Consider the following 25802-nt stretch of genomic DNA (forward strand, 5'->3'; position numbering starts at 1 on the left):
CATCTCCGGATGAAGGCGAGGAGGGGATGAAGCGGAGCGAGTGGCCGGGAAGGCCAGCAAGCCCCCTCATCCCTCCGACCCCGGCCAGATCACCCAGTGAAGGTCCGGCGTCTCGGGAAACAGCCGGCGGTGCTGGCTCACCGCGTAATTGTCGGTCATGCCGGCGATGAAGTCGGCGACGCGGCGCAGGGTGCGGGGATCGTCGGGGCCGGACAGGCCGGCACTCCACTCCTCGGGCATCCGGGTCGGGTCGCGCCGGAAGGCGGAGAACAGATCCTCGACGAGCGAGGCGGCGCGCCGGCGCACCGCCATCACGCCGGGATGCCGGTACATCCGGGCGAACAGGAAGGTCTTGATGTCCCGGTCGGCCGCCGCCATCGCCTCCGAGAACGCGACCACCGGGTCGGCGGCGTGGCGGATCGCGGCGGCGTCGGCGGGCTGCAGCCGGTCGAGGCGCCGCCCGGCCTCGGCGATCACGTCTTCGACGAAGCGGGTGATGACCCGGCGGGCAAGCTCGTGCACCACCCGCGAGCGCTCCAGGCCCGGATAGAGGCTCCCGATCTCGTCGAGGAGGCCGGCGAGGAACGGCACCTCCGTCAGGTCGTCGAGGGCGAAGAGGTCGGCCCGCAAGCCGTCGTCGAGGTCGTGGGCGTCGTAGGCGATGTCGTCGGCCAGGGCCGCCACCTGGGCCTCGGGGCCGGCGAAGGTCGCGAGCTCCAGGTCGTTCTGGGCGTTGTACTCGGTGATCGCCACCGGGATGCCGGCTTTCGCGTAATGCGGCGTCGGCCGGCCGTCCCGGGTCAGGAGCGGGCCGTTGTGCTTGACCAGCCCCTCCAGCGTCTCCCAGGTCAGGTTGAGCCCGTCGAAGGTGGCGTAGCGCCGCTCCAGCCGGGTCACCAGCCGCAGGGCCTGGGCGTTGTGGTCGAAGCCGCCATGCTCGGCCATGCAGGCATGCAGAGCGTCCTCGCCGGTATGGCCGAAGGGGGTGTGGCCGAGGTCGTGGGCGAGCGCCAGGGCCTCGGCCAAATCCTCGTCGAGGCCCAGCGCCCGGGCGAGCGCCCGGGCGATCTGGCTCACCTCCAGGGTGTGGGTCAGGCGGGTGCGGTAATGGTCGCCCTCGTGGTGGACGAACACTTGCGTCTTGTGCTTGAGGCGTCGGAAGGCGGCCGAATGCACGATCCGGTCGCGGTCGCGCTGGAAGTCGGTGCGGGTCGGCGAGGGGCTTTCCGGGATCAGCCGCCCGCGCGACGCGTACGGATCGCTGCCGTAGGAGGCCCGCCAGCGCTCGCCTGTCCGTCTCACGTTCCAGCCCTCATCGCCACCCGTGCGCCGCTGTTGCGGGCGCACGGCACCCCCATTCATGCGCCGCTGACGCAGGCGCACGGCAACCCCTGCCCGTTCATGCGCCGCTGTTGCGGCGCAGGCCGTCCATTCTTATGTTGCCATCGCACGTCGGACCCCCACCCGAGAAGCCGTCGATGACCCCGATCACCCTGACGCCCCGCGCCGCCCGCCGCATCAACGAGATCATGGGCGCCGAGCCCCCGGGCTCGATGCTGCGCATCAGCGTGAATGGCGGCGGCTGCTCCGGGTTCCAGTACGCCTTCGACATCGCGAAGGACCGCGCCGCGGACGACCTGGCGGTGGAGCGGGACGGCGCCACGGTGCTGGTCGATCCCACCTCCCTCCCGTACATGGAGGGCGCGACGATCGATTTCGTCAACGACCTGATCGGCCAGTCGTTCAAGATCGAGAACCCGCAGGCCACCGCCTCCTGCGGCTGCGGTACCTCGTTCTCCCTGTAATCCCGCCTGCCACGATTCCGGGACGCTCCGCCATGACCCGCTTCTCGACAACGGGCGTGGCCCGGGCCGCGCTCGGCGCTTTCGCCTGCGCGACGCTGACGGCCGCCCTGCCGGCAGTGCCGCCCTTCGCCGGCCCGGCGCAGGCTCAGGGTCCTGCGACTCCCGGCACGCCGACCCAGGACGCCGTGGCCCAAGGCGCCGTCGCCCCGGGCGCTTCGGTCGCCCTCGACGATGTCGTGCTGCCGCTCGGGCCCGTCACCTTGAAGGCGCCGAAGCTCGAGCTGCGCGGCACCGCGCTCTCGCGGGATGAGGCGCGGGCGATTCTCGACCCGGCAGGTCCCGCGCCCTGGCGGACCCGTCTCGAGAAGCTCTCCGCCCGCGAGATCGTGATCCCGGTCCTGCGGGTCGAGCAGCCGGCCGGCGGGCGGGTGCAGGTCGCGGTCTATCACGACGTCGTCGCCCGGGACGTGGCGGCGGGCCGGATCGGCACGCTGGAGGCCGGCGGTGCCGTCCTGACGGTCGAGGGGCCGGGCCCCGACGCCGCCGGCGCCTATGGCCGGCTCAACGCCCGCGAGGTCGATCTGGCCGGCCTCGCGCGCCTGTTCACCGAGCCCGGCGGTCCCGATGCGGCGCCGATCCGCGTCTATGGCGGCGTCACCGCCGAGGACATCGCCCTGACCGGCCCCGATGGGGCGGCGTTGCGCATCGCCCGCATCGACGCCCGCGACCTCGTCGGCCGGCCGACCACGATCCCGTGGGCGGAGTCGGTTCGGGCTCTGGCGGAGGGCGCCGGCCAAGGAACCGGCCGAATGGAGGGGCCGGAGCGCTCCCGCCTGTCGGGCCTCGCCGCCGACCTGCTCGACGGAATCAGCATCGGCGGGCTGGAGATCGGCGGCATTACCTTCGCGGCGCCCGGCGGCGGCCCCAAGCCGAGCCCGATCCAGGCGAGCCTTGCCCGGATCACTTACGGCACCGAGGAGGGTGCGGGCCGGATGAAGGCCGAGGGCCTGTCGGTCGATGCCCCGGCCGGCCGCGTCGCCCTGAAGGGCCTGACCCTCTCCGGCCTGTCGCTCAAGCCGGTGCTGGAGGGCCTGCGCCGCGCCGCCGCCGGCCCGCTCGACCAGGCCGAGCTGCGCCGCTATGCCCCGGGGCTCGGCCGCCTCGCCCTGGAAAACCTCGACGTCGACCTGCCGGCGCAGGCCTCAGCCCGGGATCCGCTGGCCGCCTCGGGCCCCATGCGCTTCGCCGTGCGCAGCGCCGACCTCGCCATGAGCGAGCCGCGCGACGGCGTGCCGACCGCCTCGCGCCTGGCCTTCGACGGCTTCACCTGCGCGGTCCCGCCCGGCACCACGGCCCCGGTCCTCGCCGACCTGGCGGGCCTTGGCTACACCGCCCTCGATCTCTCCGGCACCGTCGACGCCCGTTGGGACGAGGCCACCCGGGAGGTCACCTTCCGGGACGTGACCTTCACCGGCAAGGACATGGGCACCGCGCGGATCACCGGCACGATCGGCGGGATCGGCAAGGAGGTGTTCGACCCCGAGCCGATGGTCTCCTCCCTGGCGCTTCTCGGCGCCAGCGCCAAGTCCCTGGCGCTCACCCTCGAGAACGGGGGCCTGTTCCAGCGCTTCGTCGATCAGCAGGCCAAGGCCCAGAGCCTGAAGCCCGAGGAGCTGCAGCGCGAATACGGCACCGCCGCGATGCTGGGGATCCCGGCGGTCCTCGGCGGCTCGCCCTCCGCCAAGGCGCTGGGCCAGGCGGTGTCGCGCTTCGTCGTCAAGCCCGGCCGCCTCTCGGTCAGCGCCGCCGCCAAGGATCCCGGCGGGCTCGGGCTGATGGATTTCAGCACCGCTCCCAGCCCCGGCAAGATCTTCGACCGCCTGACCGTGAACGCCACGGCGGAGTGAGCGCTCGCGGCTCGCCCCGGCGATCCGGTCACGGGATCTGCAGCCGCCACTTCGTCTCCCGGTAGCTCTCCGGGCTCGTGGCGGCGGGCTTCGCGCCGGCACCGCCGGTCGCCTTGGGCACCGGGCTCAGGGCGTCGCGGCCGGGCGGCGGGCGGCGCTCGGCCCGCTGCTTCTGGGCGGTGGGGTCGAAGGTGGCGGCCGGTCGCGATTGCCGCGCGCTCTCCAGGCACAGCCTCTGGGCCGTCGGATCGGCGATCAGCGTGCAGTTGGCGACGTCGTTTGTCGCCGGCACGGCCTGCGCGACGGCCTCCGTCGCGGCGAGAACCGCCGGGGCGACTGCCACCAGGGTAAGTGCCGCCAAATGGAACAGGCGCGGTCCGTGCGACGACATGGCCTTCTCCCAAAGATGAATGAACCGTAAAACGACAGGCCACCTTGCTTCGACCCGGGGCCCGTGTTGCGATGCATCAACGATCCACCGCCTCGTCATGTTTCATGATAAATTAATCTTACTGTTGAATTAACCATGAGACACATCTCATGGTGACGCCGGGACGGCGCGAGGTCGATCGTGATGAGACGGATGCGCTCCCTCGCCCTCGGGCTGTCGCTCCTCGGCCTGCCGTCGCTCCTCGGGGCCTGTGCGCGCTACGACTATACCGGCTCGCTCGGGATCCGCCCGGCGGTCGGCAACCTCACCATGACGGGCCAGGAGCTGGCCGCCCTGCCGCCGGCCCCGGCGGCGCCGCTCAACGTCGCGGTCTACGACTTCCAGGACCTGACCGGGCAGAACAAGTCCTCCGCCCGGGTCGGCTTCCCGGAATTTTCCCGCGCCATCACCCAGGGCGCCTCGACGATCCTGGTCGACGCGCTCAAGACCGCCGGTCAGGGGTGCTGGTTCAACGTGGTCGAGCGCGGCTACCTCGACAGCCTGCTGCGCGAGCGCAAGCTGATCCAGGACACCTACGCCTTCCTCAAGCGCGATCCCAAGGATCTGATCGACCCGCTGAAGTTCGCCGAGTACATCGTCACCGGCGGCGTCGTCTCCTACGACTCGCCGACCCAGGCGGTCGCCGCCAACGCGCTGTACGCGGGCTATGGCGGCGGCCTCAGTGCGAGCAAGGACCTCGTCACCGTCAACCTGCGCCTGGTGCGGGTGCGCGACGGGGTGGTCGTCACCTCGATCAACGCGTCGCGCCCGATCGTGACCGCGGGGGGCAATGCCAGCGTCACCCGCGTGCTCGGTCGCCGCGTCCTCGACGCCCAGGTCTCCGGCAGCGTCCAGGAGGCGGTGCAGACCGCGGTGCGCGAGGCGATCGAGGCCGGCGTCTCAGAGCTGGTGCGCCAGGGTAGCGAGCGCGGCATCTGGATCCGCAAGGTTCCGCCCTCCCCTACCCCGGCCTCCGACCGCAAGCCGTTGGCCCGCGCCATCCGCAAGCCGGACGGTGTGCGCCGGTCCGAGGCGACGCCCCTGCCCGTCGCCGCGCTGCCGCCGGCGCAGGTCTCCGACGCGGCACCGGCCGGGACGCTCGCCCCCGCGGGGCGCCTCGCCGAGTTCCGGGGCACCTTTGTCGAGGGCATACCGGCCCCGACGGTGATCGCGGCCTACGATACCGCGCGGCTGGCGATGCGGTGACGCCCGTCATGGCATCGCGGTCTGCTGGTTGCGCACCGCGTTCACGGCGCCCTGCTGGCGGATGTCGAGGTTCGGCGCGGCGCCGAGCTGGTAGACCGTCGCCCGGTTCGCCACGCCGGTCTGGCGGATGCTCAGGGGCGCCGGATCAGGACCGATCGCCACGATCTCGGTCACCGTCGTCCGGCCGGTCGTCGCCGTCAGGGTGCTGGAGCGGCTGTAGAACGGATTGCGCTCCTGGATGACGTAGACGTAGTTGCGCGCGCTGGTCTGCTGCACCGCGACAGCCTGCGCCTCGGCGCGCCCGGCGTGAAGCTGCGCCCAGGCGGCCAGGCAGGCGACCATCATCGTACGCGTCATCGATCACTCCCGCGAACAGGCCGGGAGGGTCGCGCGGGCGGGTAAAGATTCCAGTCCGCGGCCGCACCGGTCACGGCATGCGAAGGGCGCCGCGCGGAAGGATGTTCTCGTACTGGCCGATGAAGGCGGCGTTCGCACGTCCGGTCTGGGTGACGCTCGCGCGTGGGTTGGCGCCGGCCTGCATGATCCCGACCATGTTCGCCCGGCCAACCTGCGTGACGTCCGTCGGCCGGACCTGCGGGCCGACCTGGACGGTGCCGTAGACGTTGGCCTGACGCATCTGCGTGATGGTCAGGGTCTGGCCGGCGGCCGCGCCCGCGGCGAGGCCCGCCGCCAGCCCGGCCAGCACGCCGAAGGCCCGCAGGCCCCTTGCAGGCGGACCGAGTCCCGCCGGACCAAGCGCTCTCATGAATTCCGGCGCCCACATGGCACTCGCTCCCGGCATGCCGCTCCCGCTGCAGTGGGCCCGCCGCCCGTGGCGGCGAGCCGTCGCGATGGCCCGGACGCCGCTCCCGAGCCCGGCGCGGCGTTGGCGGAATCGCGATCCGAGCCCCTACGGCATGTAGCTCGGACGCGGACCCGTCTGAATCACGCGGGCGCCGTTGGAGTAGCCGTACTGGCTGATGCCGGCGGCGTTGTCGGGACCGCGCTGGCGGATGCCGGCGCCGTTGAACGTGCCGTTCTGGTAAGTGATGGCGGTGTTGCTCTGGCCGCGCTGCCCCGTATAGGCACCGTTATACACGCCGTTCTGGTTGATGATAGCGGTGTTGCCGGCCACGGCGGCGGTCGCCGTCACCAGGGAGGCAACACCAACGGCGGCGAGAATGCGCAGATACATCTTGCATGTCCTCCGAGTACGACCGCTTTAGACGCGAGCCTTGTGTCATCGCCGTGCGACGATACCAGCGTCATTAACGATCTTTTAACGGTTATGCAATCGAGAGGACTTGCAACTGGAGCGGGCAAACGATTTTATGCCTCAACGACAGTTCTGCGCCGGGATCGATCAAGGCGGGGATCGGCGCCGACTGGCCGAACTTTTCCCCGACCGACGAAACATCGACATGGATCAGAATCATGACATCGACTGAACTTTTTTATTTATATTACAACCATGCTTTCCCTCGCCCGCCGATGAACAGGCGGTCGAATATGGATTTTCGCGAAATCGATCGGCCGATTATCGTCTACGCTTCATGCGCCAATCGGAAACAATCAGCACGGTTGCGATGCCGAGGTCATGCGTAGTTTTTCGGGCCATGTCGGTCGACCGAGGCGAGCGGCGGAGGAACACCGTCGCCGCCGCACCGGCATGGGCCTGTCCGGCGAGGAGGACCTGACGCCGGACTGCACTCACAGCCGGTGACGGGATTCCCCGCCTTCGTGAGGGGCCGCGCCGGGGCGCGCATGCGTCAATATGCGTTCTCGGTCTTGAACAGGGCCAGCGGGGTCATCGCCAGGATCTGCAGGTCGAAGAACACCGACCAGTTCTCGATGTAGTACAGGTCGTGCTCGACGCGGCGCTGGATCTTCTCGCTGGTGTCGGTCTCGCCGCGCCAGCCGTTGATCTGCGCCCAGCCGGTCATCCCTGGCTTGACCTTGTGGCGGGCGAAGTAGCCGTCGACGACCTGGTCGTAGAGGGTGTTGGCGGCCTTGGCCTGGATGGCGTGCGGGCGCGGCCCGACGAGGGACAGGTCGCCCTTCACCACGTTGATGAGCTGGGGCAGTTCGTCGAGGGAGCTCTTGCGGATGAAGCGGCCGACCCGGGTCACCCGCGGGTCGCCCTTCGTCACGACCTTGGCGGCGGCGTAGTCGCACTGGTCGATGTACATCGAGCGGAACTTGTAGACGTCGATCACCTCGTTGTTGAAGCCGTGGCGCTTCTGCCGGAAGAAGACCGGGCCCGGCGAGGTGAGCTTCACGGCGAGAGCGACCGCGAGCATCACCGGTGAGAGCAGGACCAGCAGGATCGCCCCGACCACGCGGTCGAACACGCCCTTGACCACGACGTCCCAGTCGGCGATCGGCCGGTCGAACACGTCGAGCACCGGCACCGAGCCGAGATAGGAGTAGCTGCGGGGGCGCAAGCGGAGCTTCGAGGCGTGGGCCGAGAGGCGGATGTCGACCGGCAGGACCCAGAGCTTGGCCAGCATCTCCAGGATGCGCGCCTCGGCCGAGATCGGCAGCGTGAACACGATCAGGTCGACCTTCGTGCGGCGGGCGAAGGTGACGAGGTCGCTGACGGTGCCGAGCTTCGGGTAGCCCGCGACCACGTCGGCCGAGCGGCCGTCGTTGCGGTCGTCGAAAAGGCCCACGACTTTGAGGCCGGAATCGCCCTGCGCCTCGATCGCCCGGATCAGCGCCTCGGCCGGTTCGCCACCGCCCACGATGGCGACGCGCCGGTCGAAGCGGCCGCGGCGCGTCTGCACGCTCACCACCAGCGACAGCGCCAGCCGCTCGACCAGCAGCAGCGCCAGGCCGCCACCATAGACGCTCACCAGCCAGAGCCGCGAATAGTGGTCCCCGAGCTTGGCGAGGAACAGCCCGGTCGCGGCGAGCAGCATCACGAGCGACCAGCCGAGCACGACTCGGGCGCCGACGGTGAAGAAGGCCCGGAAGGCACGGATGCCGTAGGCGCCGAGGGCCTGCAGCACCACCACGGTGAGGGCGGAAAGCCCGAGGATCGTCGCGACGTAGCCGAGATGGAGCGGCACCACGCCCGCGAGCAGCCAGCGCTGGGCGCACAGGCCCGCGAGCGCCACGAGGACGAATTCGAACGCCCGGACGCAGCCGGTGAAGACCACCGGCGAGACGACCGGCCCCGGCTGGACCGGCACCATCGTCTCGGCAGGCGGCACGGCCTCGCGCGGCGGCATCGGGCGGCCCTGCGACCCGGCCTGCTCGGCCGCCACGGTCTTGAGGATGTCACGGACGTCGAACGCACTCATGGCACGGTTCCGGTCTCGGTCACGACGGCGAAAACTCCGCATCCGCCGGGGCTTAGGATTGCGATCCTGCCGGACAGCCTTGAGGGAAGGCTTAAGCCGACCGCGTCGGGATTGTGGAAAATAGGCGGCATCGGCGCGGCCTCCGCCGCGATGGCCGTTGGTCCTGCACGGCCTGGGCCGTGCTCAGCAGCGGAGTCGCGCGGCGGCGTAGCCGGCCAGCCCATCCTCGGCCATCCGGTCCATCGAGAAGCGGCCGCGGACGAAGGCGCTGAGCGCCGCCGCCTCGCTGGCGCGCTGCGCCGGGTCCTGGTCGACCTTGCGCAGGATCGCCTGGCCGAGGGCGGCGACGTCGCGCGGCGGAACAAGGGTCGGCGCGGCGGGGCCGAAGATCTCCGGGATCCCCCCGACATCGGTCGAGACCAGGGGCTGGGCCGCAGCCGCCGCCTCGAGGATCACGTAGGGGAGCGACTCGGCGAGCGAGGGCACCACCATCACGGTGGCGCGGCTCAACGCCGCGCGGATCGGCTGCGGCGGCTCGAAACGCACGTCCCGGGCGAGGCCGAGCGCGGCGGCGAGGTCGCGCAGGGCGGCCTCGTGCGGACCCGAGCCGACCACCAGGAGGGTCAGGCGCCGCCCCTGCTCCCGGCGCAGGCGGGCCAGGGCCTCGAACAGCACCGGCACGCCCTTCGCCTCGCGCAGCTCACCGATATAGACGAGGTCGAAGGGGTCCGGGCCCGCGACGATCGGGGCAAATTCGGCGGTCGCGATGCCGTTGTGCACCACCCGCACCAGCCGGTCGGTCGGGCCGACATAGGCCCGGTAGCGCCCGGCAATGTAGTCGCTCTCGAACAGGAAGACATCGGTGCGGTGGGTGAGCAGGCCTTCCGCCAGCATGTAGAGGCGGTGGAGCGCCGTGCCCGGGCGGTAGTTGAAGCTGCCGCCATGCGGCGTATAGGCCCGCACCGGCCCCTCCCCGCCCCCGGCCGGCGCCAGGCGGGCGAACAGGCCGCCCTTGGAGCCGTGCCCGTGCAGCACGGTCGGCTTCAGGCGGCGCACGATGCCGGAGAGCGCGGCCAGCGCAGCGAGGTCGCTCGGATGCGGGTTGCGACGCATCGGCAGGCGCGTGACGCCGAGGGAGAGGTGCGGCGCCATCTCGGCCAGCATCGCATCCGCCCGGGCCCCCCCGGTGCTGGCGTCGCAGAACAGGCCGACCGCGTGGCCAGCCTCCGCCTGCAGCCGCGCGACGTCGACGACGTGGCGGAACAGGCCGCCGACCGGAGCCCGGAAGACATGCAGGATCCGCTCCCGCGGAGAGGCCTCGCGCCGGAAAGCCGGGGCAGCTTCCGGCGGCGCAGCCTCCGGCGGCGCGGGATCGGCGGCGAGGCGAAGTTCGAAGCCGGCCACGGGCATGTCCTCGAAACGAATGACGGCGCCGCGGCAGGCGGCTGTCGTCATCTCGCCCCAGGCATGTGGCCATGAGGTTAAGCGACCGGCGGGACGATCACTCCGCTTCGCGGTGAGTGAGGCCTTGGTTAACCGTTGGCTGGCGCAAGTCGTCGATTGTACGGGCGCCGCCGCGTGTCAGAACCAGCGCTCCTTGACGACGATCGTGTCGCCGGGGCGGACCGGATAGGTCATCGGCACGATGCCGGAGACGAGGCCGGTCGGTCCTTCGCGGGTGAGCACGGCGTAGTCGCGGGCGGCGCGGGGGCCGAAGCCCGCCGCGATCGCCACCGCGGTCTCGACCGTCATGCCGCTCACATAGGGGTACTGGCCCGAGGTGGTGACCTCGCCCAGGATGAAGAACGGACGATAGACCTCGACCTCCACCGTGACGTGGGGCTCGCGCACGTAGCCGTCGCGCAGGCGGGCCTCGATGGCGCGGGCGGCCTGGGCGGTCGAGCCGCCGGCGACCTTGATCGGGCCGATCAGCGGCATGGCGATGCGTCCGGCGCCGTCCACCGCGTAGATGTTGGAAAGGTTGTCCTGCCCGAACACGATCACCCGCAGCCGGTCGCCGGCGGCGAGCGAGTAGGCGGCGCCGATCGAGCCGGTGCCGGTCTCGTCGAGGAGCGCGGTGCGGTACTCGGGACGCAGGCAGCCGCCGAGCGCGAGCGTGGTCGCCAGGCCTGTGAGAAGGGCGCGTCGGTTCATCGCTTCCGGCCAGTTCAGCTCGTATCCGTGATCTTGTCCCCAGGCGTAGAGTGCCGTGGTTAATGAACCCTCACCTGACCCCGGCCGCGATTGTCGGTGGGGACCCACGTCTTAACTGGGCAGCAACCTTAATCGCGTGTGCTGGCGGCAGGGCCCGGTCCGGGCCAGACCCCGCCTCCTCACCGACGGTCCGCAATGCCCCGCGTCTTTCCCTTCGCCGAGCGGTCGCATGCCCGCCTGCCCGACCGCCTGGCCGGCCGGGACGGCAAGGATTCCAGGTCCAAGATTTCCGACCGGTCCAAGGCGCGGTCCAACGGCTCGCAGGCAGTCGGGGAGGATGGCCCCGATGCGGTGACCCGGGAGCGCGGGAACGAGGACGGCCTGACCCTCGGCGATGTCGGCCGCCTGCTGGGGCGGCGCTGGTTCGTCATCCTGCTGCCGACCCTGGCGGCCTTCGGCCTCGCAGTGACCTTCGTGCAGGTCGTGACCCCGCGCTACACCGCGGAAGCGAAGCTCCTGCTCGAGAGCCGCGACAGCGCGCTGACGCGGCTGCAGCAGGACCGGGGCGAGCTGCCCCAGCCGATCGACGAGCAGGCGGTGGCGAGCCAGGTCCAGGTGGTGATGTCCCGCGACATCGCCCGCGAGGCGATCAAGAGCCTCGGCCTCGTCGGCAACCCCGAATTCGACCCGATGGTCCAGGGCGTCGGCGGCCTCCAGCAGGTGCTGGTGATGCTCGGCCTCGCCCAGAACCCCCTCGAGCGCGAGCCGGTCGACCGGGTGCTGGAACGGTACTTCGAGCGGCTGCTGGTCTATCCGGCCGGCAAGTCGCGCATCCTGACGATCGAGTTCCGCTCGAAGGATCCCGAGCTGGCCGCGAAGGCCGCCAACACCATCTCGGACCTCTACCTCTCCTCGCTCGCCGCCGCGAAGGTCGACACCGCGCGCTACGCCTCGACCTGGCTCGGCACCAATATCGAGACCCTGCGCAGCCGCGTCGCGGAGGCCGAGGCGAAGGTCGAGACGTTCCGGGCCCGCAACGGGCTGATCGGCAGCGGCGGCGCGGCCAACCAGCCGCTCGCGGCGCAGCAGCTCGCCGAGCTCTCGACCCAGCTGACCCAGGCCCGCGCCGCCCAGGCCGATGCCGGCGCCAAGGCCAAGCTGATCCGCGAGATGCTGAAGGACGGCCGCGGCTTCGAGATCCCGGACGTCGCCAACAACGAGCTGATCCGCCGCCTGGTCGAGCAGCGCATCGGCCTGAAGGCGCAGCTCGCCCTCGAGGCCCGCACCCTGCTGCCGCAGCACCCGCGGATGAAGGAGCTGCGCGCCCAGCTCGAGGGCCTGGAGACGCAGATCCGCGCCGCCGCCGACCGCGCGGTGCGGACGCTCGAGAACGATGCCCGCATCGCCGGCAGCCGGGTCGAGAGCCTGCAAGCGACGGTGGACGGGCAGCGCGGCATCGTCGCCAAGGCGAACGGCGACGAGGTCGAGCTGCGCGCCCTGGAGCGCGAGGCGAAGGCCCAGCGCGAGCAGCTCGAATCCTATCTCGGCCGCTTCCGCGAGGCGGCGGCCCGCGACGCGGCGAGCGCCGCCCCGGCCGATGCCCGGGTGGTCTCGCGCGCGGTGGTGCCCGACCTGCCGTCCTTCCCCAAGAAGCTGCCGATCGTCCTCTTCGCCACGGTGATCGCCTTCCTGTTCGCCATCGGCAGCATCGTCGCCAGGGCGCTGCTCGCCGGCGATCCACCCGGACGCGGGCGCGGCCGCCCGCCCCTGCGCCGGCCGCGGATCGAGCCGGAGCCGGAAGCCCCCCTCGCGGCGGCGCCGGCCGTCGCCGTGGCCACGCCCGCGGCGGCCTCCGCCCTCGCGCCGTCCGAGCCGGAGGCGGCGGCCCCCGTGCCGGCTCTCACGGCCGCGCCGGTCCTGGACGCGAAGCCGGCCCCGGCCGTCGAGCCGGCGCCGCTCGCGGCGGCGTCCGCCGACCTCGTGCCGCCGCCGCCTGCGCCCGCCGATCCGGTCCCGCCTGCCGCGGCGGCGGAGCCGGTCGAAGCCCCCCCTGTCGCAAGCATGGTGCCGGCCCGGCTGCCGTTCGAGGCCCGCTACGACCTCGACGTGCTGGTGGCGCGGCTCGACGCGATCGAGACCGCGGGCGGCGGCCGGCGACTGCTCCTCGTCGGCACCGGAGGCGAGACCGATCTCGACGGCCTCGCCCGCAGCCTCGGCCTCGCCGCTTCCCTGCACGGCCGCGCGCTCCTGGTGCGCCTCGACGAGCCGCAGGATTCCCGCCCGGGCCTCATCGACCTCGTCGCCGGCCACGCCGACTTCACAACGGTGATCCAGCCCGATGCCGGCCCGCGCCTGAACCTGATCGGCCGCGGCCGCGGCGAGGTCGGTACGCTGATCGCCGCGCGCGACGCCCTCGGGCTCACCGTCGACGCCCTCGGCGAGGCCTATGATTGGGTGATCGCCTGCCTGGGCGACGGCTTCTCTGCCGAGACCCGGCCGCTGGTGAGCGCGGTCTCGGCCTGGATGGACGCCGTGGTGATCGCCTCGAACGCCGAGGCCGACGACCCGCGCCTCGTCGGCCTGTACGACGCCGCCGAGGCCGCCGGCGTGCCGGAGGTGATCGTCGCCCGGGACCGGGCGCCGGCGGAGGTGCCGATGCCGTCCTACCCGCTGCGCCGGTCGGCCTGAGCGGGCGCCCCGTCCCGCGCGGCGACAGGGAATCCCGCGCGCCGCGGTACGGGGCCCTGCCGCCGGATGCGCCGATCGGCGCCGGTGTCCCTCGCGGTGGAAAAATGCATAAGGTGGCGGGATCGTCCCCTTTTCGGCGCCCCGCGACCTAGGCGGGCGCCCCCGAGAGCCCACCATGCGCCTCCTCGTCGCCTCCGCCCTCCTCGCCCTCGCCGCCGGTACCGCCGCGGCGCAGACCGAGACGCCCGCCCCGCTCGGGTCGACGCCCGCGGGCGTCGCCGCGCCGGAGGCGGCGCCGGCGCCGGCGTCCCCCGCCGCCGGCCGGCGCCAGCCCCGCCGGGTCGATGGCGCGGGTCCTGCCGCTGTCGGCCCGACCGCGGCCAAGCCGGCCGTCGCAAAGGCCGATTCGGCAGAATCTCAGCGCAAGGCCCAGGCCGCCACCGCGGCCCGGGACAAGGCCTGGGACGTGAGGATGAAGCGCACCCTCGGGTCGATCTGCCACGGCTGCTGAGCAAGGCCGAGAGCCACGCCGAGGCGAGAGTCCCGACCGGACGGGATCCCGACCAGGCGAGAGTCCCGACCAGGCAAGGTTCCCAACCAGGAATGCGCCGATGATCCGTTTCGAGGGCGCGGCCAAGACCTATCCCGGGCAGGCCCGACCGGCGCTCGACGCCTTCGACCTCGCGGTCGAGGCCGGCGCGACCTGCGTGCTGATCGGCCCGTCGGGCTGCGGCAAGTCGACCGCCCTGCAGATGGTCAACCGCCTGGTGGTGCCGAGCCTGGGCCGGGTCCTGGTCGAGGGGCGGGACGTCGCCGGCCTCGACCCGATCGGGTTGCGCCGTCGCATCGGCTACGTGCTCCAGGGCGTCGGGCTGTTTCCGCACCGCACGGTCGCCCAGAACGTCGCGACGGTGCCGGGCCTCCTCGGCTGGCCGCGGGCGCGGATCGCCGAGCGGGTCGACGCGATGCTCGACCTCGTCGGACTCGACCCCGGCGAATTCCGCGACCGGCGCCCGGACGCGCTCTCGGGGGGTCAGCGCCAGCGCGTCGGCGTCGCCCGGGCACTCGCCGCCGATCCGCCGGTGCTGCTGATGGACGAGCCGTTCGGTGCCGTCGATCCGGTGGCCCGCACCCGCCTGCAGGACGAGGTCCGGGGGATCTTGGGGAGGCTCGACAAGACCGTTCTGATGGTCACCCACGACATCGACGAGGCGGTGCGGATGGGCGACACGGTCGCGCTGATGCGGGAGGGACGCCTCGTCCAGGTCGCGGCGCCGGCGTCCCTCCTCGCCGCCCCCGCCGACGCTTTCGCGGCGGAATTCGTCGGCGACGACCGGCTCCTGCGGCGTCTCTCCCTGCTGCCGGCCCGCGACCACGCCGAGCCGGGTCCCGCCGGCGACGCGCCCCGCCTGTCCCCCGACGCCTCCCTCAAGGATGCCCTGGCGTTGATGCTCGCGAGCGGGGAGGAGCGGGTCGGGATCGGCGACGGCGCGGTGACGCTGTCGGCCCTGCGCGCCGCCGCGGAAGGCGGCCGGCCGGCGTGAAACTTTATCTGCGGCCCCCGATGGTGTAGGCGCGGCGATCCGTTCCGCCCGTCCGCGGCGCACGCTCTCTTTTATCGAGCGCAGCGCCGCCTCCGAGGTCGCCCCCGATGTCCACCCGCCTCGCCGACACCTTCGCCCGCTGCCGCGCGGAGAACCGCGCCGCCCTCGTCACCTACGTGATGGCGGGCGATCCCGATGCCGAGACCTCGCTCCGGGTGCTGCGCGCCCTGCCGGAGGCCGGAGCCGACATCGTGGAGTTCGGCCTGCCCTTCACCGACCCGATGGCGGACGGTCCGGCGATCCAGGCGGCGGGCCTGCGGGCGCTGAAAGGCGGGCAGACGCTCGCCGGCACCCTGGACCTGGTGCGCCGCTTCCGGGAGGAGAACGCCGCCACGCCCGTGATCCTGATGGGGTACTACAACCCGATCTACATCTACGGCGTCGCCCGCTTCCTCGACGAGGCCAAGGCGGCGGGGATCGACGGGCTGATCGTGGTCGACCTGCCGCCGGAGGAGGACGACGAACTCTGCCTGCCGACGATCGCGGCCGGCCTCGCCTTCGTCCGGCTCGCCACGCCCACGACCGACGAGGCGCGCCTGCCGGCGGTGCTCGCGAACACCGCGGGCTTCGTCTACTACGTGTCGATCACCGGCATCACCGGCACGGCGACCCCGGATTTCGGCGTCGTGGCCGGCGCCGTCGAGCGCATCCGCCGCCACACCGACCTGCCGGTGGTGGTGGGATTCGGCGTCAAGACCGGGGCGCACGCCGCGGCGCTGGCCCGCGCCGCCGACGGCGTGGTGGTGGGCTCGGCGATCGTCGCTTCCCTCGCCGGCTCCCTCGACGGCGAAGGCCGGGCCCAGGCCGGATTGGTCGAGGCGGTGACGAGCCTCGTGCGCGAGCTTGCCGCCGGCGTGCGCGCCCGCTGAGCACCATCCCCATATCCGCTGATACGAACCCGACGGCCGAGGAGCGATCATGGTCGAGGCGATGAACTGGATCTCCGAGGTCGTGCGCCCGAAGATCAAGACGCTGTTCAAGCGCGAGACGCCGGAGAACCTCTGGGTGAAGTGCCCGGAGACCGGCCAGATGGTGTTCCACAAGGAGGTGGAGGCCAATGGCTGGGTGATTCCGGGCTCGGAGCACCATCTGCGCATCACCGCGCAGCAGCGCCTGAAGCTGATGTTCGACCAGGGCACCTGGCTCGACGTGCCGCTGCCCGAGGTGGCGGCCGATCCCCTCAAGTTCCGCGACGAGAAGCGCTACGTCGACCGGCTCAAGGACGCCCGCGCCAAGACCGGCATGACCGACGCGTTCAAGGTCGGCTTCGGGCGCGTCTCGGGCCTGCCGATGACCCTGGCGGTGCAGGATTTCGGCTTCATGGGCGGCTCGCTCGGCATGGCGGCCGGCGAGGCCTTCGTGCGCGGCGCCGAGACGGCGCTCGAGAAGCGCACCCCCTACGTGCTGTTCGCGGCCTCCGGCGGGGCGCGGATGCAGGAGGGTATCCTGTCCTTGATGCAGATGCCCCGCACCACCGTGGCGGTGCGCCGGCTCAACAGCGCCCGCCTGCCCTACATCGTGGTGCTGACCAACCCGACCACCGGCGGCGTCACCGCCTCCTACGCGATGCTGGGCGACGTGCACCTCGCCGAGCCCGGGGCGCTCATCGGCTTTGCCGGCCCGCGGGTGATCGAGCAGACCATCCGCGAGAAGCTGCCCGACGGCTTCCAGCGCGCCGAGTACCTGAAGGAGCACGGCATGGTCGACCAGGTCGTGCACCGGCGCGACCTGAAGGGCACGATCGCGCGCCTGTGCGGGCTGCTGATGCAGGTGCCGGCCGAGAGCGCGGCAGCGCAGGCCGAGGCCAGGGCGGAGGCGAAGCCGGACGCCAAGCCTGACACCAAGGCCGACGCCAAGCCCGTGCCGGCGTGAGGCGCCGGGCAGGCCCGTCCCGATCGCTCGTCGGGCCTGCGGACTTGGTCCCGACTTCGTCGGGCTTGCCGGCTTGGTCCCGACTTCGTCGGGCTTGCGGGCCCGCCCCGCCTCTGATCCTCTCTCGCGCCCCGCCGCCCGACCGGCGGGAAGCCAGGTCGAGCCCCCGCGAGAACGCCGATGGAATCCTCCGACGCCCTGATGGCGCGCTTCCTCGCCCTGCACCCGCGCACCATCGACCTGTCCCTCGGCCGGATCGAACGCCTGCTCGCGGCCCTGGGCCATCCGGAGCGGCGCCTGCCGCCGGTGATCCACGTGGCGGGGACGAACGGCAAGGGCTCGACCATCGCCACCATGCGGGCGATCCTGGAGGCCGGCGGCCTCTCGGCGCATGTCTACACCTCGCCCCATCTGGTGCGGTTCCACGAGCGCATCCGCCTCGGCGCCGTCGGCGGCGGCCGCTTCGTGCCGGAGGACCGGCTGGCGGAGGCCTTCGCCCGCTGCGAGGCGGTGAATGCCGGCGCACCGATCACGGTGTTCGAGATCACCACCGCGGCGGCCCTGCTGCTGTTCTCCGAGGCGCCCGCCGACGTGCTGCTGCTCGAGGTGGGCCTGGGCGGCCGGGTCGACGCCACCAACGTCATCGACCGGCCGGCCTGCGCCGTGGTGACGCCGATCGGCCGCGACCACGCCGAATATCTCGGCGACACCGTCGAGGCGGTGGCTGGCGAGAAGGCCGGCATCTTCAAGCGCGGCTGCCCCGCGGTGATCGCCCCGCAGGACTACGCCCAGGCCGACGCGGTGCTCTGCGCCCGGGCCGAGGCGATCGGCGCCGGACCGATCTTCGTCGGCAACCAGGATTTCTCCGCCCACGAGGAGCGCGGCCGGCTGGTCTACCAGGACGAGGACGGTCTCCTCGATCTGCCGCGGCCGCGGCTCGCCGGGCGCCACCAGATCGTCAATGCCGGTACGGCGATCGCGGCCTTGCGCGCCGCCGGCTTCGGCGACATCGGCACCGAGGCCTTCGAGGCGGGGCTCTCCGCCATCGAATGGCCGGGCCGCTTGCAGCACCTGCGCCGGGGCCGGCTCGCCGGCCTCGTCCCGCCGGGCTCGGAGCTCTGGCTCGACGGCGGCCACAACATCGATGGCGGGCGCATCCTCGCCGCCGCCATGGCGGACCTGCAGGAGCGCGGCGACGCGCCGCTCGTGCTCGTCTCAGCGCTCCTCGGCACCAAGGATGCGGAAGGCTTCCTGGCCAATTTCGCCGGCCTCGCCCGCTTCCTGGTGGCGGTACCGTTGCCGGGCCAGATGGCGGCACGACCGGCCGAGGAGGTCGCGGAGATCGCCGGGCGGGTGGGATTGAGCGCTGCGACGGCGCCGAGTCTCGAGGCGGCACTGGTCTCCTTGAGCGACCGCGCCTGGGAGCGCCCGCCGCGGGTGCTGATCTGCGGCTCACTCTACCTCGCCGGGGCCGCTCTCTCCGCCAACGGCACACCGCCGACCTGATCCCTTCCGTTTTAGCTGACGCTGGGGCATGTAATACCGGTATATGAGTGGGAACCGCGGGATGGTTTGCCGGCAGGCTTGACATTGTCCGGTCCTCCGACCGCCAGCCGTGTCATTGCCACACCGATGTGGCTGAACTGCTACATCGTGCGCGACGGAAATGGTCTAGCTTGGCTTCGATCGGGGAACCTGCTGGGGACCATCATGAAGAAACTCCTGAGTGCTTTCGCTGCCTTCACCGCGCTGACCGCCGCCGCCTCGGCCGCGGACCTGCCGCGTCGCGTTGCTCCGCCGCCGGTCTTCACGCCGGTGCCGGTCTTCACCTGGACGGGCTTCTACGCCGGTTTCAACGCTGGCTACGGCTTCAACACCGCTGACACCCGCGCCGCGACCGTCGTCGGCGTGCCGGCCGGCACCACCCTCGGCAACACCGTGTTCGTGACCGCCGCCGGCGTTCCGACCACCGGCGTGCTCGCCTTCGACAACCGCAACAGCAACGACGGCTTCGTCGGCGGCGGCCAGATCGGCTACAACTACCAGTTCACCCCGGGCTCGGGCGTGGTCGTCGGCATCGAGGCCGACGCCCAGTACGTCGACTTCGGCCGCAGCCGCAACCGCTACGCCTTCGCCACCGCTCCGGGCGGCGGCATCGTGCCCGGCACCCTGGTGTTCAACCCGAACGGCATCTCGGGCCTGGACTTCTTCGGCACCGTGCGCGGCCGTCTCGGCTACGCCTGGGACCGCACCCTCGTCTACGCCACCGGCGGCTTCGCCTACGGCTCGGGCGGCGGTCGCGACTTCGGCCTGCCGAACAGCTCCTCCGACAACTTCCAGACCGGCTGGGTCGTCGGCGGCGGCGTCGAGTACGCTCTGCCCACCGACTCGTTCCTGAACTTCTTCCGTTCGTCGGCCGTGACCCTGAAGGTCGAAGGCCTGTACGTGAACCTGGATCAGGGCAACCGCAACAACGGCGTGTTCGCGCAGACCACCAACGGCACCCAGTACTCGGTGTTCTCGCCGGGCGTGGTGTCGGTCGGCCCGGCCAACCTGTACCGTCGCGAGACCGAGTTCGCGGTCGTCCGCGCCGGCCTGAACTACAAGTTCGGCTCTTACTAAGATCCGATCGTCCGTCACCTGACGGAACGGAGCCCGGCCTCACGGCCGGGCTCTTCGCGTTTGTCGACCCGGCTCGCGCGCCGGTGAGGGGACCGACGCCGCCGACGGGCGAACTCATCCTCGTTGAAGCCGGGCTGCGGCTCCGGCACGCTGGCGAATCATGGCTCCCCACAGGGACGCCCCGCCGGAGACCCCGCACCATGCGCGACACGCGGCCCAACGCCCTCGCGGACATCGCCCGCCGCCTCCGGTCCGGCGATCTCGGCGGCGCCTGGGCGGCCTTGCCGCGGGGCTTGCAGGATCTGGCCCACCAGGCCGATGACGGCCTGGCGCGGCTGCGCGACCGGCTGCGGGGGCCCCGTCCCGGCGCGGCGCCGCCCTCGCCCGGGCGCTTCCTGTCCGAGACCTTCTCAGGGGCGCCGGGGCAGCGCGCCTATCGCCTCTACGTGCCGGGCGGCTATTATCGCGGCCGGCCGGCGCCGCTGGTGGTGATGCTGCATGGCTGCACCCAATCGCCGGAGGATTTCGCCGCCGGCACGGCCATGAACGCGCTGGCGGAATCCGAGACGTTCCTGGTCGCCTATCCGGAGCAGACGCGGAGCGCCAACCAGGGCCGCTGCTGGAACTGGTTCAGCCCCGCCGACCAGGATCGCGACCGCGGCGAGACCGGCGTGATCGCCGGCATCACCCGCACCGTGATGGGGGCCTACGCGGTCGATCCGCGGCGCGTGTTCATCGCCGGTCTCTCGGCCGGCGGCGCCGCGGCGGCCAATGTCGCGACGGCCTACCCGGACCTCTACGCGGCGGTCGGGGTGCATTCGGGCCTGTGCGCGCTCGCCGCCCGCGACCTGCCGGGGGCGATCGCGGCGATGCGCAACGGCGCCGCCGGCACCGCGCCTCCGCTCCCCACCATCGTGTTCCACGGCGACCGGGACGGCACCGTGAACCCGAGGAACGGCGAGGCGCTGATCGCCGCGGCCGGCGGCCGCCTGATCCGGCGCGCGGAGGGACAGGCCCCGGGCGGCCGCGCCTTCGCGCACAGCCTCTACGCCGATTCTGCCGGCCGCCCGGCCTTCGAGCATTGGGTGATCCACGGCTCCGGCCACGCCTGGTCCGGCGGAAGCCCGGAGGGCAGCTACACCGATCCGCAGGGGCCGGACGCCACGCGGGAGATGTGGCGGTTCTTCCAAAAGCATCCCCGGCGGGGATGACCCCTCACCGGTAATCGTTCGGGTCGAGCCCGTGGCGGGCGATCTTGTCGTAGAGGGTTTTTCGTGGCGTGCCGAGGGCTTCGGCCGCCACCCGGACGTCGCCGCCGGCCATGATCAGCTCGTCGCGGATCAGGCTGCGCTCGTGGCGGTCCATCTGCTCGGCCAGCGTCGCCGCCTTCGCGGGCTCGGCCTGGGCCGGGCCGGTGGGAGAGAGGCCCAGCGCGCAGCGCTCGGCGAAATGGCCGAGCTCGCGCACGTTGCCGGGCCAGTCGTGCCGGCTCAGATGCTCGCGGATCGCCGGGGTCACCGGCGGCGGCTCGCGGTTGAAGCGGGCGGCAGCCTTGCGCAGGAAGTGCTCGAACAGGAGCGCCACGTCCTCGCGCCGCTCGCGCAGGGGCGGGATCGCCACCGAGACGACGTTCAGGCGATAATAGAGATCATCGCGAAACGTGCCCTGCGCGGCGGCCTGGCCGAGATCGATCTTGGTCGCGGCCACGACCCGCATGTCGACCGGCTGGACCGCGTTGGTACCCAGCGGCTCCACCACCCGCTCCTGGAGCACCCGCAGGAGCTTGACCTGGATATTGAGCGCCATGCTCTCGATCTCGTCGAGGAACAGCGTGCCGCCATCGGCATGGGCGATGCGCCCGACCCGCTTCTTGAGCGCGCCCGTGAAGGCGCCGGCCTCGTGGCCGAACAGCTCGCTCTCCACCACGGTGTCGGGGAGCGCCCCGCAATTCATCGCCACGAAATGGCCTTTGGCCCGGCGGCTCCAGCGGTGGAGCGCGCTCGCCACCACCTCCTTGCCGGAGCCGGTCTCGCCGAGCACGAGGACGTCGACATCGGCCTCGGCCACCTCGCGCACGAACAGGCGCAGGCGGGTGATGGCCGGCGAGACGCCGAGGAAGGCCGGGTCCTCCGCCACCGCGGCGTCGAGCCGGGCCCGCAACGAGCGGTTCTCCTGCACCAGGGCGCGACGCTCCAGGGCGCGGCGCACCGAGGCGACCAGGGTCTCGGCCGGGTAGGGCTTGGCCAGGAAGTCGTAGGCGCCGGCGCGCATCGCCCGCACCGCCATGGTGATGTCGCCGTGGCCGGTGATCAGGATCACCGGCAGTTCGGGATCGGCCTCCTGGAGGGCGGAAAACAGCCCGAGCCCGTCGAGACCCGGCAGGCGCACGTCGGTGACGACGACGCCCGGCGGGTCGGCGAGGATCGCCCGCAAAGCCGATTCGGCATCCGCATGGGTCTCGACGGCGAAGCCCGCGAGGTCGAGGCTCTGGCCGTTGGCCCGGCGCACCTCCTCCTCGTCGTCGACGAAGACAACGCGTTGCGACGGCGCGCTCATGCGGCGGCCCCCCGAGCCGCATCGGCTCCCCGAGCCGCATTGCTTCCCGAAACGGCAGCGGCGGGCGCGAGCGGCAGCTCGACCCGGAACAGGGCGCCGCCCTCGGGCGACGCCCAGGCCGACAGGGCGCCGCCGTAATCCTCGACGATGCCGCGGGAGATGGCGAGGCCGAGGCCGAGGCCGCTGGCCTTGGTGGTGAAGAACGCGTCGAAGATCGACGCGCCTCCCTCGGGCAGACCGCTCCCGTTGTCGCTCACCTCCAGCACCGCGCTTCCCCCGTTGACCCGCACCGTCACGGCGATGCGTGGCTCGTTCACGCCCGCGACGGCGTCGAGGGCGTTCTGCACCAGGTTGACGACGACCTGCTCCAGCCGCGGCCCCTCCCCCAGGACATAAGGCGACGGCTCGGGCAGGGCGAGGGCGAGATCGATGCCCGCCAGCCGTCCTTCCACCACCTCCAGGCTCGCCCGCACGACGCCCGTGAGCGCCACCGGGTCGCGCCGGCCCGAGGCCTTGCGGGCGAAGCCCTTCAGCTGGCGGGTGAGGCCGGCGATGCGCTCGGTCAGGCGGCCGACGGCAGAGAGGTTCTCGGTCGCCTCGGCCAAGCGCCCGCGCTGGATCAGGATGCCGGCATTGTCGGCGTAGGAGCGGATCGCCGCGAGCGGCTGGTTGACCTCGTGCGCCATGCTGGCGGCGAACTGGCCGAGCGCCGCGAGGCGGCCCGCATGGGCGAGCTCGCGCCCGAGCCGCTGACGCTCGGCCTCCGCCAGCTGCCGCTCGGCGATCTCGGCCTTGAGCTTGCGGTTGGCCTCGGTCAGGGCCTGGGTCCGCGCCCGCACCCGCTCCTCCAGCTCGGTGCGCCGCGCCGCCGCCTCGGCGAGGCTCGCCCGCACCCGCCGGCGCCGGCCGACGATCTCGGCGAGGCCCAAGGAGGCGAGGCCGACCACGAGGCCGGCGATGGCCTGGGCCTGGACCCGCTCGCGCCCGACCGCGACGCCGACCCGGGTGAGCGTATGCAAACGCCAGGTCGTGCCCGGGATCGGGGCGTCGAGGGGGAGCGCCAGGCGCGCCGGCTCCGCGCCGTTGCCGACCCGCACCAGGGTGCCGTCCGCCGCCGGATGGAGCGGCAGGGGCTGGAGCGGCGCGTCGCCGAATTCCAGCCGCTCGCGGATCAGCCGGCGCTCCTCGTCCGGCACCGGCCGCAGGGCGCCGAAGCGCCAGGCCGGCTCGCTCGCCACCAGCACGATGCCGCGGGGATCGGTGATCATCACGCTCTCCCCGCCCGTCTCGCTGCCCTGCCGCCAGGCGGTCTCGATGCCGTCGAACTCGACCTTGACCACCACGACGCCGGTCCGCCCCTCCGGGCCGGCGACCCGGCGGCTGAGATAGAGGCCCGGCCGGCCGCTGACGGTGCCCAGCGCGAATTGCCGCCCCGCCCCCTCGCCCTGCGCCTGCTGGAAGTAGGGCCGGAAGGCGTAGGTCGCCCCGACGAAGCTGCCCGGCTCGCCGGCATTGCTCGCCGCGACCGCGGTGCCGTCCTGGCGGATGACGTAGATGACGGCCGCCCCCGAGGCCCGGGCGATCTCCGCCAGGCGGTCGTTGACCCGGGCGAGCAAAGCCGGATCCGGCGCGGTCCCGACGACCGCGGCGATCTCCGGGTCGCTGGCGAGCGCCAGCGGCAGCGAGCCCTGCTTCTGCATCTCGCTGCGGAAGGCGGCGACGTGGAGCGCCAGGGTCGCGGAGGCCGAGCGCCGAAGGTCCGCCAGCGCCGCCCGTTCGGCGTACCGGCCGGCCAGCAGGGCGGCAGCCAGCACCGCCGCGAGGCCGAGGAGCCACGGCAGGGCCGGGGAGCGCGGCAGCGCGCGCCAACCGGTCACGGCCGCCCCGCGGGGCGGCGGGCCGGATTCCGGATGGTGGCGGATTTCCGCACCGTATCCGGGCCCGCGTTGCGGCGCGCCGGAAGGCTCCACCGGGCCGTCTCCTCCGTCATTCTGAAAAACCTTTTATTGGCGCGCACTTAACAAAAAATTTCGAACTCGCCCCGGCTGGCACGCCGGTTGCCATTCCGTGTCCGTCCGCAGCCTGCCGGTATGCGGCAGGCTTAGCCCAAGGTCATCCCGCCGCAAGGCCAATAGCAAGAGCGTCAGCGCTTTCCGCGCCGGTCGCCCGTCCCGCAACGAGCCATAAAGGGAGAACGTCCGATGGCTACGATCCCGTCCCCGCTGACCGCGCCGCACGCGCCGCCGGCCCCGAAGCCGATCTACAAGACCCTCTACTTCCAGGTGCTGATCGCCGTCGCGATCGGCATCGCGCTCGGGCATTTCTACCCGCAGCTCGGCGCCGACATGAAGCCGCTCGGCGACGCCTTCATCAAGCTCGTCAAGATGATCATCGCCCCGGTGATCTTCCTCACCGTGGTCTCCGGCATCGCCGGCATGACCAACCTGGAGAAGGTCGGCCGGGTCGGCGGCAAGGCGCTCCTCTACTTCCTGACCTTCTCGACGCTGGCGCTGATCGTCGGGCTGATCATCGCGAACCTCGTCCAGCCGGGCGCAGGGATGCATATCGACCCGAAGTCGCTCGATCCCAAGCAGATCGCGATGTACGCCGAGAAGGCGAAGACGCAGTCGATCACCGACTTCCTGATGAACATCATCCCGACGACGGCGGTCGGGGCGTTCTCCAGCGGCGAGATCCTGCAGGTCCTGTTCTTCTCGATCCTGTTCGGCTTCGGCCTCGCCTTCCTGGGCGACCGCGGCAAGCCGGTGCTCGACATCATCAAGGTGTTGTCCGAGGCGATCTTCGGCGTCGTCAACATCATCATGAAGGTCGCCCCCCTCGGCGCCTTCGGCGCGATGGCCTTCACCATCGGCAAGTACGGCATCGCCTCGCTCGCCAACCTCGCCTACCTGGTCGGCGCGTTCTACCTGACCTCGGCGATCTTCGTCTTCCTCGTGCTCGGCGCGGTCGCCCGCTACAACGGCTTCTCGATCGTCAAGCTGATCCGCTACATCAAGGAGGAGCTGCTGCTGGTGCTCGGCACCTCGTCCTCCGAGTCGGCGCTGCCCTCGCTGCTCGAGAAGATGGAGCGCGCCGGCTGCTCGAAGCCCGTCGTCGGCCTCGTCGTCCCGACCGGCTACTCGTTCAACCTCGACGGCACCAACATCTACATGACGATGGCGGCGCTGTTCATCGCCCAGGCGACGGACACGCCCCTCAGCCTCGGCGAGCAGGCCCTGCTGCTCCTCGTCGCGATGCTGTCCTCGAAGGGCGCGGCGGGCGTCACCGGCTCGGGGTTCATCACCCTCGCGGCGACCCTGGCGGTGGTTCCCTCCGTGCCGGTCGTCGGCATGGCGCTGATCCTCGGCATCGACCGCTTCATGTCGGAGTGCCGGGCCCTGACCAACTTCATCGGCAACGCGGTGGCCTGCATCGTGGTCGCCCGCTGGGAGGGTGAGGTCGACGAGGCCCGGCTGAAGGCCGCCCTCGACGGCAACCCGCTGCCGCTCGAAGACGTCGTTCCGGTCCCGGCTCTCCAGGCCGCGGAGTAAGGCGCCTCCCGGGACCCAAGCGAGAAAAGGGGGCGGCCCTGCGCGCGGCGCGGGGCCGCCCCTCCCGTTTTCCAGGTTATCGTCCCGCCCTGGCTTCGGGAG

The 25802-nt window shown here is 72.0% G+C and carries 22 protein-coding genes; 12 read left to right on the plus strand and 10 right to left on the minus strand.

Annotated elements, in window-relative coordinates; genetic code table 11:
- Nucleotides 1-66: 66 nt before the first annotated feature.
- A complete protein-coding gene (locus DA075_RS23370; RefSeq protein WP_099956757.1) occupies nt 67-1362 on the minus strand; it encodes a deoxyguanosinetriphosphate triphosphohydrolase in 1296 nt (431 codons plus the stop codon).
- A 116-nt stretch (nt 1363-1478) separates the two neighbouring features.
- Between DA075_RS23370 and DA075_RS23375 the strand changes: the two genes are divergently transcribed.
- Together DA075_RS23375 and DA075_RS23380 are read left to right on the plus strand one after the other, a co-directional pair.
- Nucleotides 1479-1805, plus strand: coding sequence for a HesB/IscA family protein (locus tag DA075_RS23375; RefSeq protein ID WP_099955259.1), 327 nt, complete (start codon nt 1479-1481; stop codon nt 1803-1805).
- A gap of 32 nt (nt 1806-1837) precedes the next feature.
- The gene (locus tag DA075_RS23380) at nt 1838-3712 is read left to right on the plus strand and encodes a serine/threonine-protein kinase (protein WP_099955260.1); all 1875 of its coding nucleotides are present in this window, start codon (nt 1838-1840) and stop codon (nt 3710-3712) included.
- A gap of 28 nt (nt 3713-3740) precedes the next feature.
- Here DA075_RS23380 and DA075_RS23385 read toward each other — a convergent pair whose 3' ends face one another.
- Nucleotides 3741-4103, minus strand: coding sequence for a hypothetical protein (locus DA075_RS23385; RefSeq protein WP_099955261.1), 363 nt, complete (start codon nt 4101-4103; stop codon nt 3741-3743).
- Nucleotides 4104-4286: 183 nt separating this feature from the next.
- Here DA075_RS23385 and DA075_RS23390 point away from each other — a divergent pair, with 183 nt between their 5' ends.
- Nucleotides 4287-5348 carry a CsgG/HfaB family protein gene (locus DA075_RS23390; RefSeq protein ID WP_099955262.1) on the plus strand — a complete coding sequence of 354 codons (1062 nt, stop codon included), beginning with the start codon at nt 4287-4289 and terminating at the stop codon, nt 5346-5348.
- A 6-nt stretch (nt 5349-5354) separates the two neighbouring features.
- Here DA075_RS23390 and DA075_RS23395 read toward each other — a convergent pair whose 3' ends face one another.
- The 6 genes from DA075_RS23395 to DA075_RS23420 all read right to left on the minus strand — a co-directional run bounded on the left by DA075_RS23395 (nt 5355) and on the right by DA075_RS23420 (nt 10807).
- Nucleotides 5355-5705, minus strand: a complete 351-nt coding sequence (locus tag DA075_RS23395; RefSeq protein ID WP_123834405.1) for a hypothetical protein — start codon at nt 5703-5705, stop codon at nt 5355-5357.
- 70 nt (nt 5706-5775) lie between these two features.
- Nucleotides 5776-6114, minus strand: a complete 339-nt coding sequence (locus DA075_RS23400) for a curlin repeat-containing protein (RefSeq protein ID WP_164712468.1) — start codon at nt 6112-6114, stop codon at nt 5776-5778.
- 144 nt (nt 6115-6258) lie between these two features.
- Complete coding sequence (locus tag DA075_RS23405) at nt 6259-6543, minus strand: hypothetical protein (protein WP_099955265.1); 285 nt, start codon at nt 6541-6543, stop codon at nt 6259-6261.
- A gap of 574 nt (nt 6544-7117) precedes the next feature.
- Nucleotides 7118-8653, minus strand: a complete 1536-nt coding sequence (locus tag DA075_RS23410; protein WP_099955266.1) for an undecaprenyl-phosphate glucose phosphotransferase — start codon at nt 8651-8653, stop codon at nt 7118-7120.
- Nucleotides 8654-8836: 183 nt separating this feature from the next.
- Nucleotides 8837-10057 carry a glycosyltransferase gene (locus DA075_RS23415; RefSeq protein WP_414468090.1) on the minus strand — a complete coding sequence of 407 codons (1221 nt, stop codon included), beginning with the start codon at nt 10055-10057 and terminating at the stop codon, nt 8837-8839.
- 177 nt (nt 10058-10234) lie between these two features.
- Nucleotides 10235-10807, minus strand: coding sequence for a polysaccharide biosynthesis/export family protein (locus tag DA075_RS23420; protein ID WP_099907610.1), 573 nt, complete (start codon nt 10805-10807; stop codon nt 10235-10237).
- 195 nt (nt 10808-11002) lie between these two features.
- Here DA075_RS23420 and DA075_RS23425 point away from each other — a divergent pair, with 195 nt between their 5' ends.
- The 8 genes from DA075_RS23425 (at nt 11003) to DA075_RS23460 (ending at nt 20804) form a co-directional block, all read left to right on the plus strand.
- Complete coding sequence (locus DA075_RS23425) at nt 11003-13495, plus strand: GumC family protein (protein WP_099955268.1); 2493 nt, start codon at nt 11003-11005, stop codon at nt 13493-13495.
- Between the two features lie 175 nt (nt 13496-13670).
- A complete protein-coding gene (locus DA075_RS36755; RefSeq protein WP_164712469.1) occupies nt 13671-14006 on the plus strand; it encodes a hypothetical protein in 336 nt (111 codons plus the stop codon).
- Between the two features lie 100 nt (nt 14007-14106).
- The gene (locus tag DA075_RS23435; protein ID WP_099955269.1) at nt 14107-15039 is read left to right on the plus strand and encodes an ABC transporter ATP-binding protein; all 933 of its coding nucleotides are present in this window, start codon (nt 14107-14109) and stop codon (nt 15037-15039) included.
- A 107-nt stretch (nt 15040-15146) separates the two neighbouring features.
- The gene (trpA, locus tag DA075_RS23440; RefSeq protein WP_099955270.1) at nt 15147-15968 is read left to right on the plus strand and encodes a tryptophan synthase subunit alpha; all 822 of its coding nucleotides are present in this window, start codon (nt 15147-15149) and stop codon (nt 15966-15968) included.
- A 49-nt stretch (nt 15969-16017) separates the two neighbouring features.
- Entirely contained in the window at nt 16018-16971 is a 954-nt protein-coding gene (accD, locus tag DA075_RS23445) for an acetyl-CoA carboxylase, carboxyltransferase subunit beta (RefSeq protein ID WP_099955271.1), read from the plus strand.
- A 180-nt stretch (nt 16972-17151) separates the two neighbouring features.
- A complete protein-coding gene (locus tag DA075_RS23450) occupies nt 17152-18477 on the plus strand; it encodes a bifunctional folylpolyglutamate synthase/dihydrofolate synthase (RefSeq protein WP_099955272.1) in 1326 nt (441 codons plus the stop codon).
- A gap of 204 nt (nt 18478-18681) precedes the next feature.
- Nucleotides 18682-19593 carry an outer membrane protein gene (locus DA075_RS23455; RefSeq protein WP_099955273.1) on the plus strand — a complete coding sequence of 304 codons (912 nt, stop codon included), beginning with the start codon at nt 18682-18684 and terminating at the stop codon, nt 19591-19593.
- Between the two features lie 200 nt (nt 19594-19793).
- Nucleotides 19794-20804 (plus strand): extracellular catalytic domain type 1 short-chain-length polyhydroxyalkanoate depolymerase, encoded by a 1011-nt coding sequence (locus tag DA075_RS23460; RefSeq protein ID WP_099955274.1) that lies wholly within the window; start codon nt 19794-19796, stop codon nt 20802-20804.
- A 4-nt stretch (nt 20805-20808) separates the two neighbouring features.
- On the opposite strand, the gene DA075_RS23465 is transcribed toward DA075_RS23460, so the two are convergent.
- Nucleotides 20809-22149, minus strand: a complete 1341-nt coding sequence (locus tag DA075_RS23465) for a sigma-54-dependent transcriptional regulator (RefSeq protein WP_099955275.1) — start codon at nt 22147-22149, stop codon at nt 20809-20811.
- Nucleotides 22146-24026, minus strand: a complete 1881-nt coding sequence (locus DA075_RS23470; RefSeq protein ID WP_099956758.1) for a sensor histidine kinase — start codon at nt 24024-24026, stop codon at nt 22146-22148. The genes DA075_RS23465 and DA075_RS23470 overlap by 4 nt, the downstream gene beginning before the upstream one ends.
- 324 nt (nt 24027-24350) lie before the next feature.
- On the opposite strand from DA075_RS23470, the gene DA075_RS23475 reads away from it, so the two are divergent.
- Nucleotides 24351-25700 carry a dicarboxylate/amino acid:cation symporter gene (locus DA075_RS23475; RefSeq protein WP_099955276.1) on the plus strand — a complete coding sequence of 450 codons (1350 nt, stop codon included), beginning with the start codon at nt 24351-24353 and terminating at the stop codon, nt 25698-25700.
- The last annotated feature ends 102 nt before the right edge of the window (nt 25701-25802 follow it).

The sequence above is a fragment of the Methylobacterium currus genome (assembly GCF_003058325.1).
GTDB lineage: Bacteria > Pseudomonadota > Alphaproteobacteria > Rhizobiales > Beijerinckiaceae > Methylobacterium > Methylobacterium currus.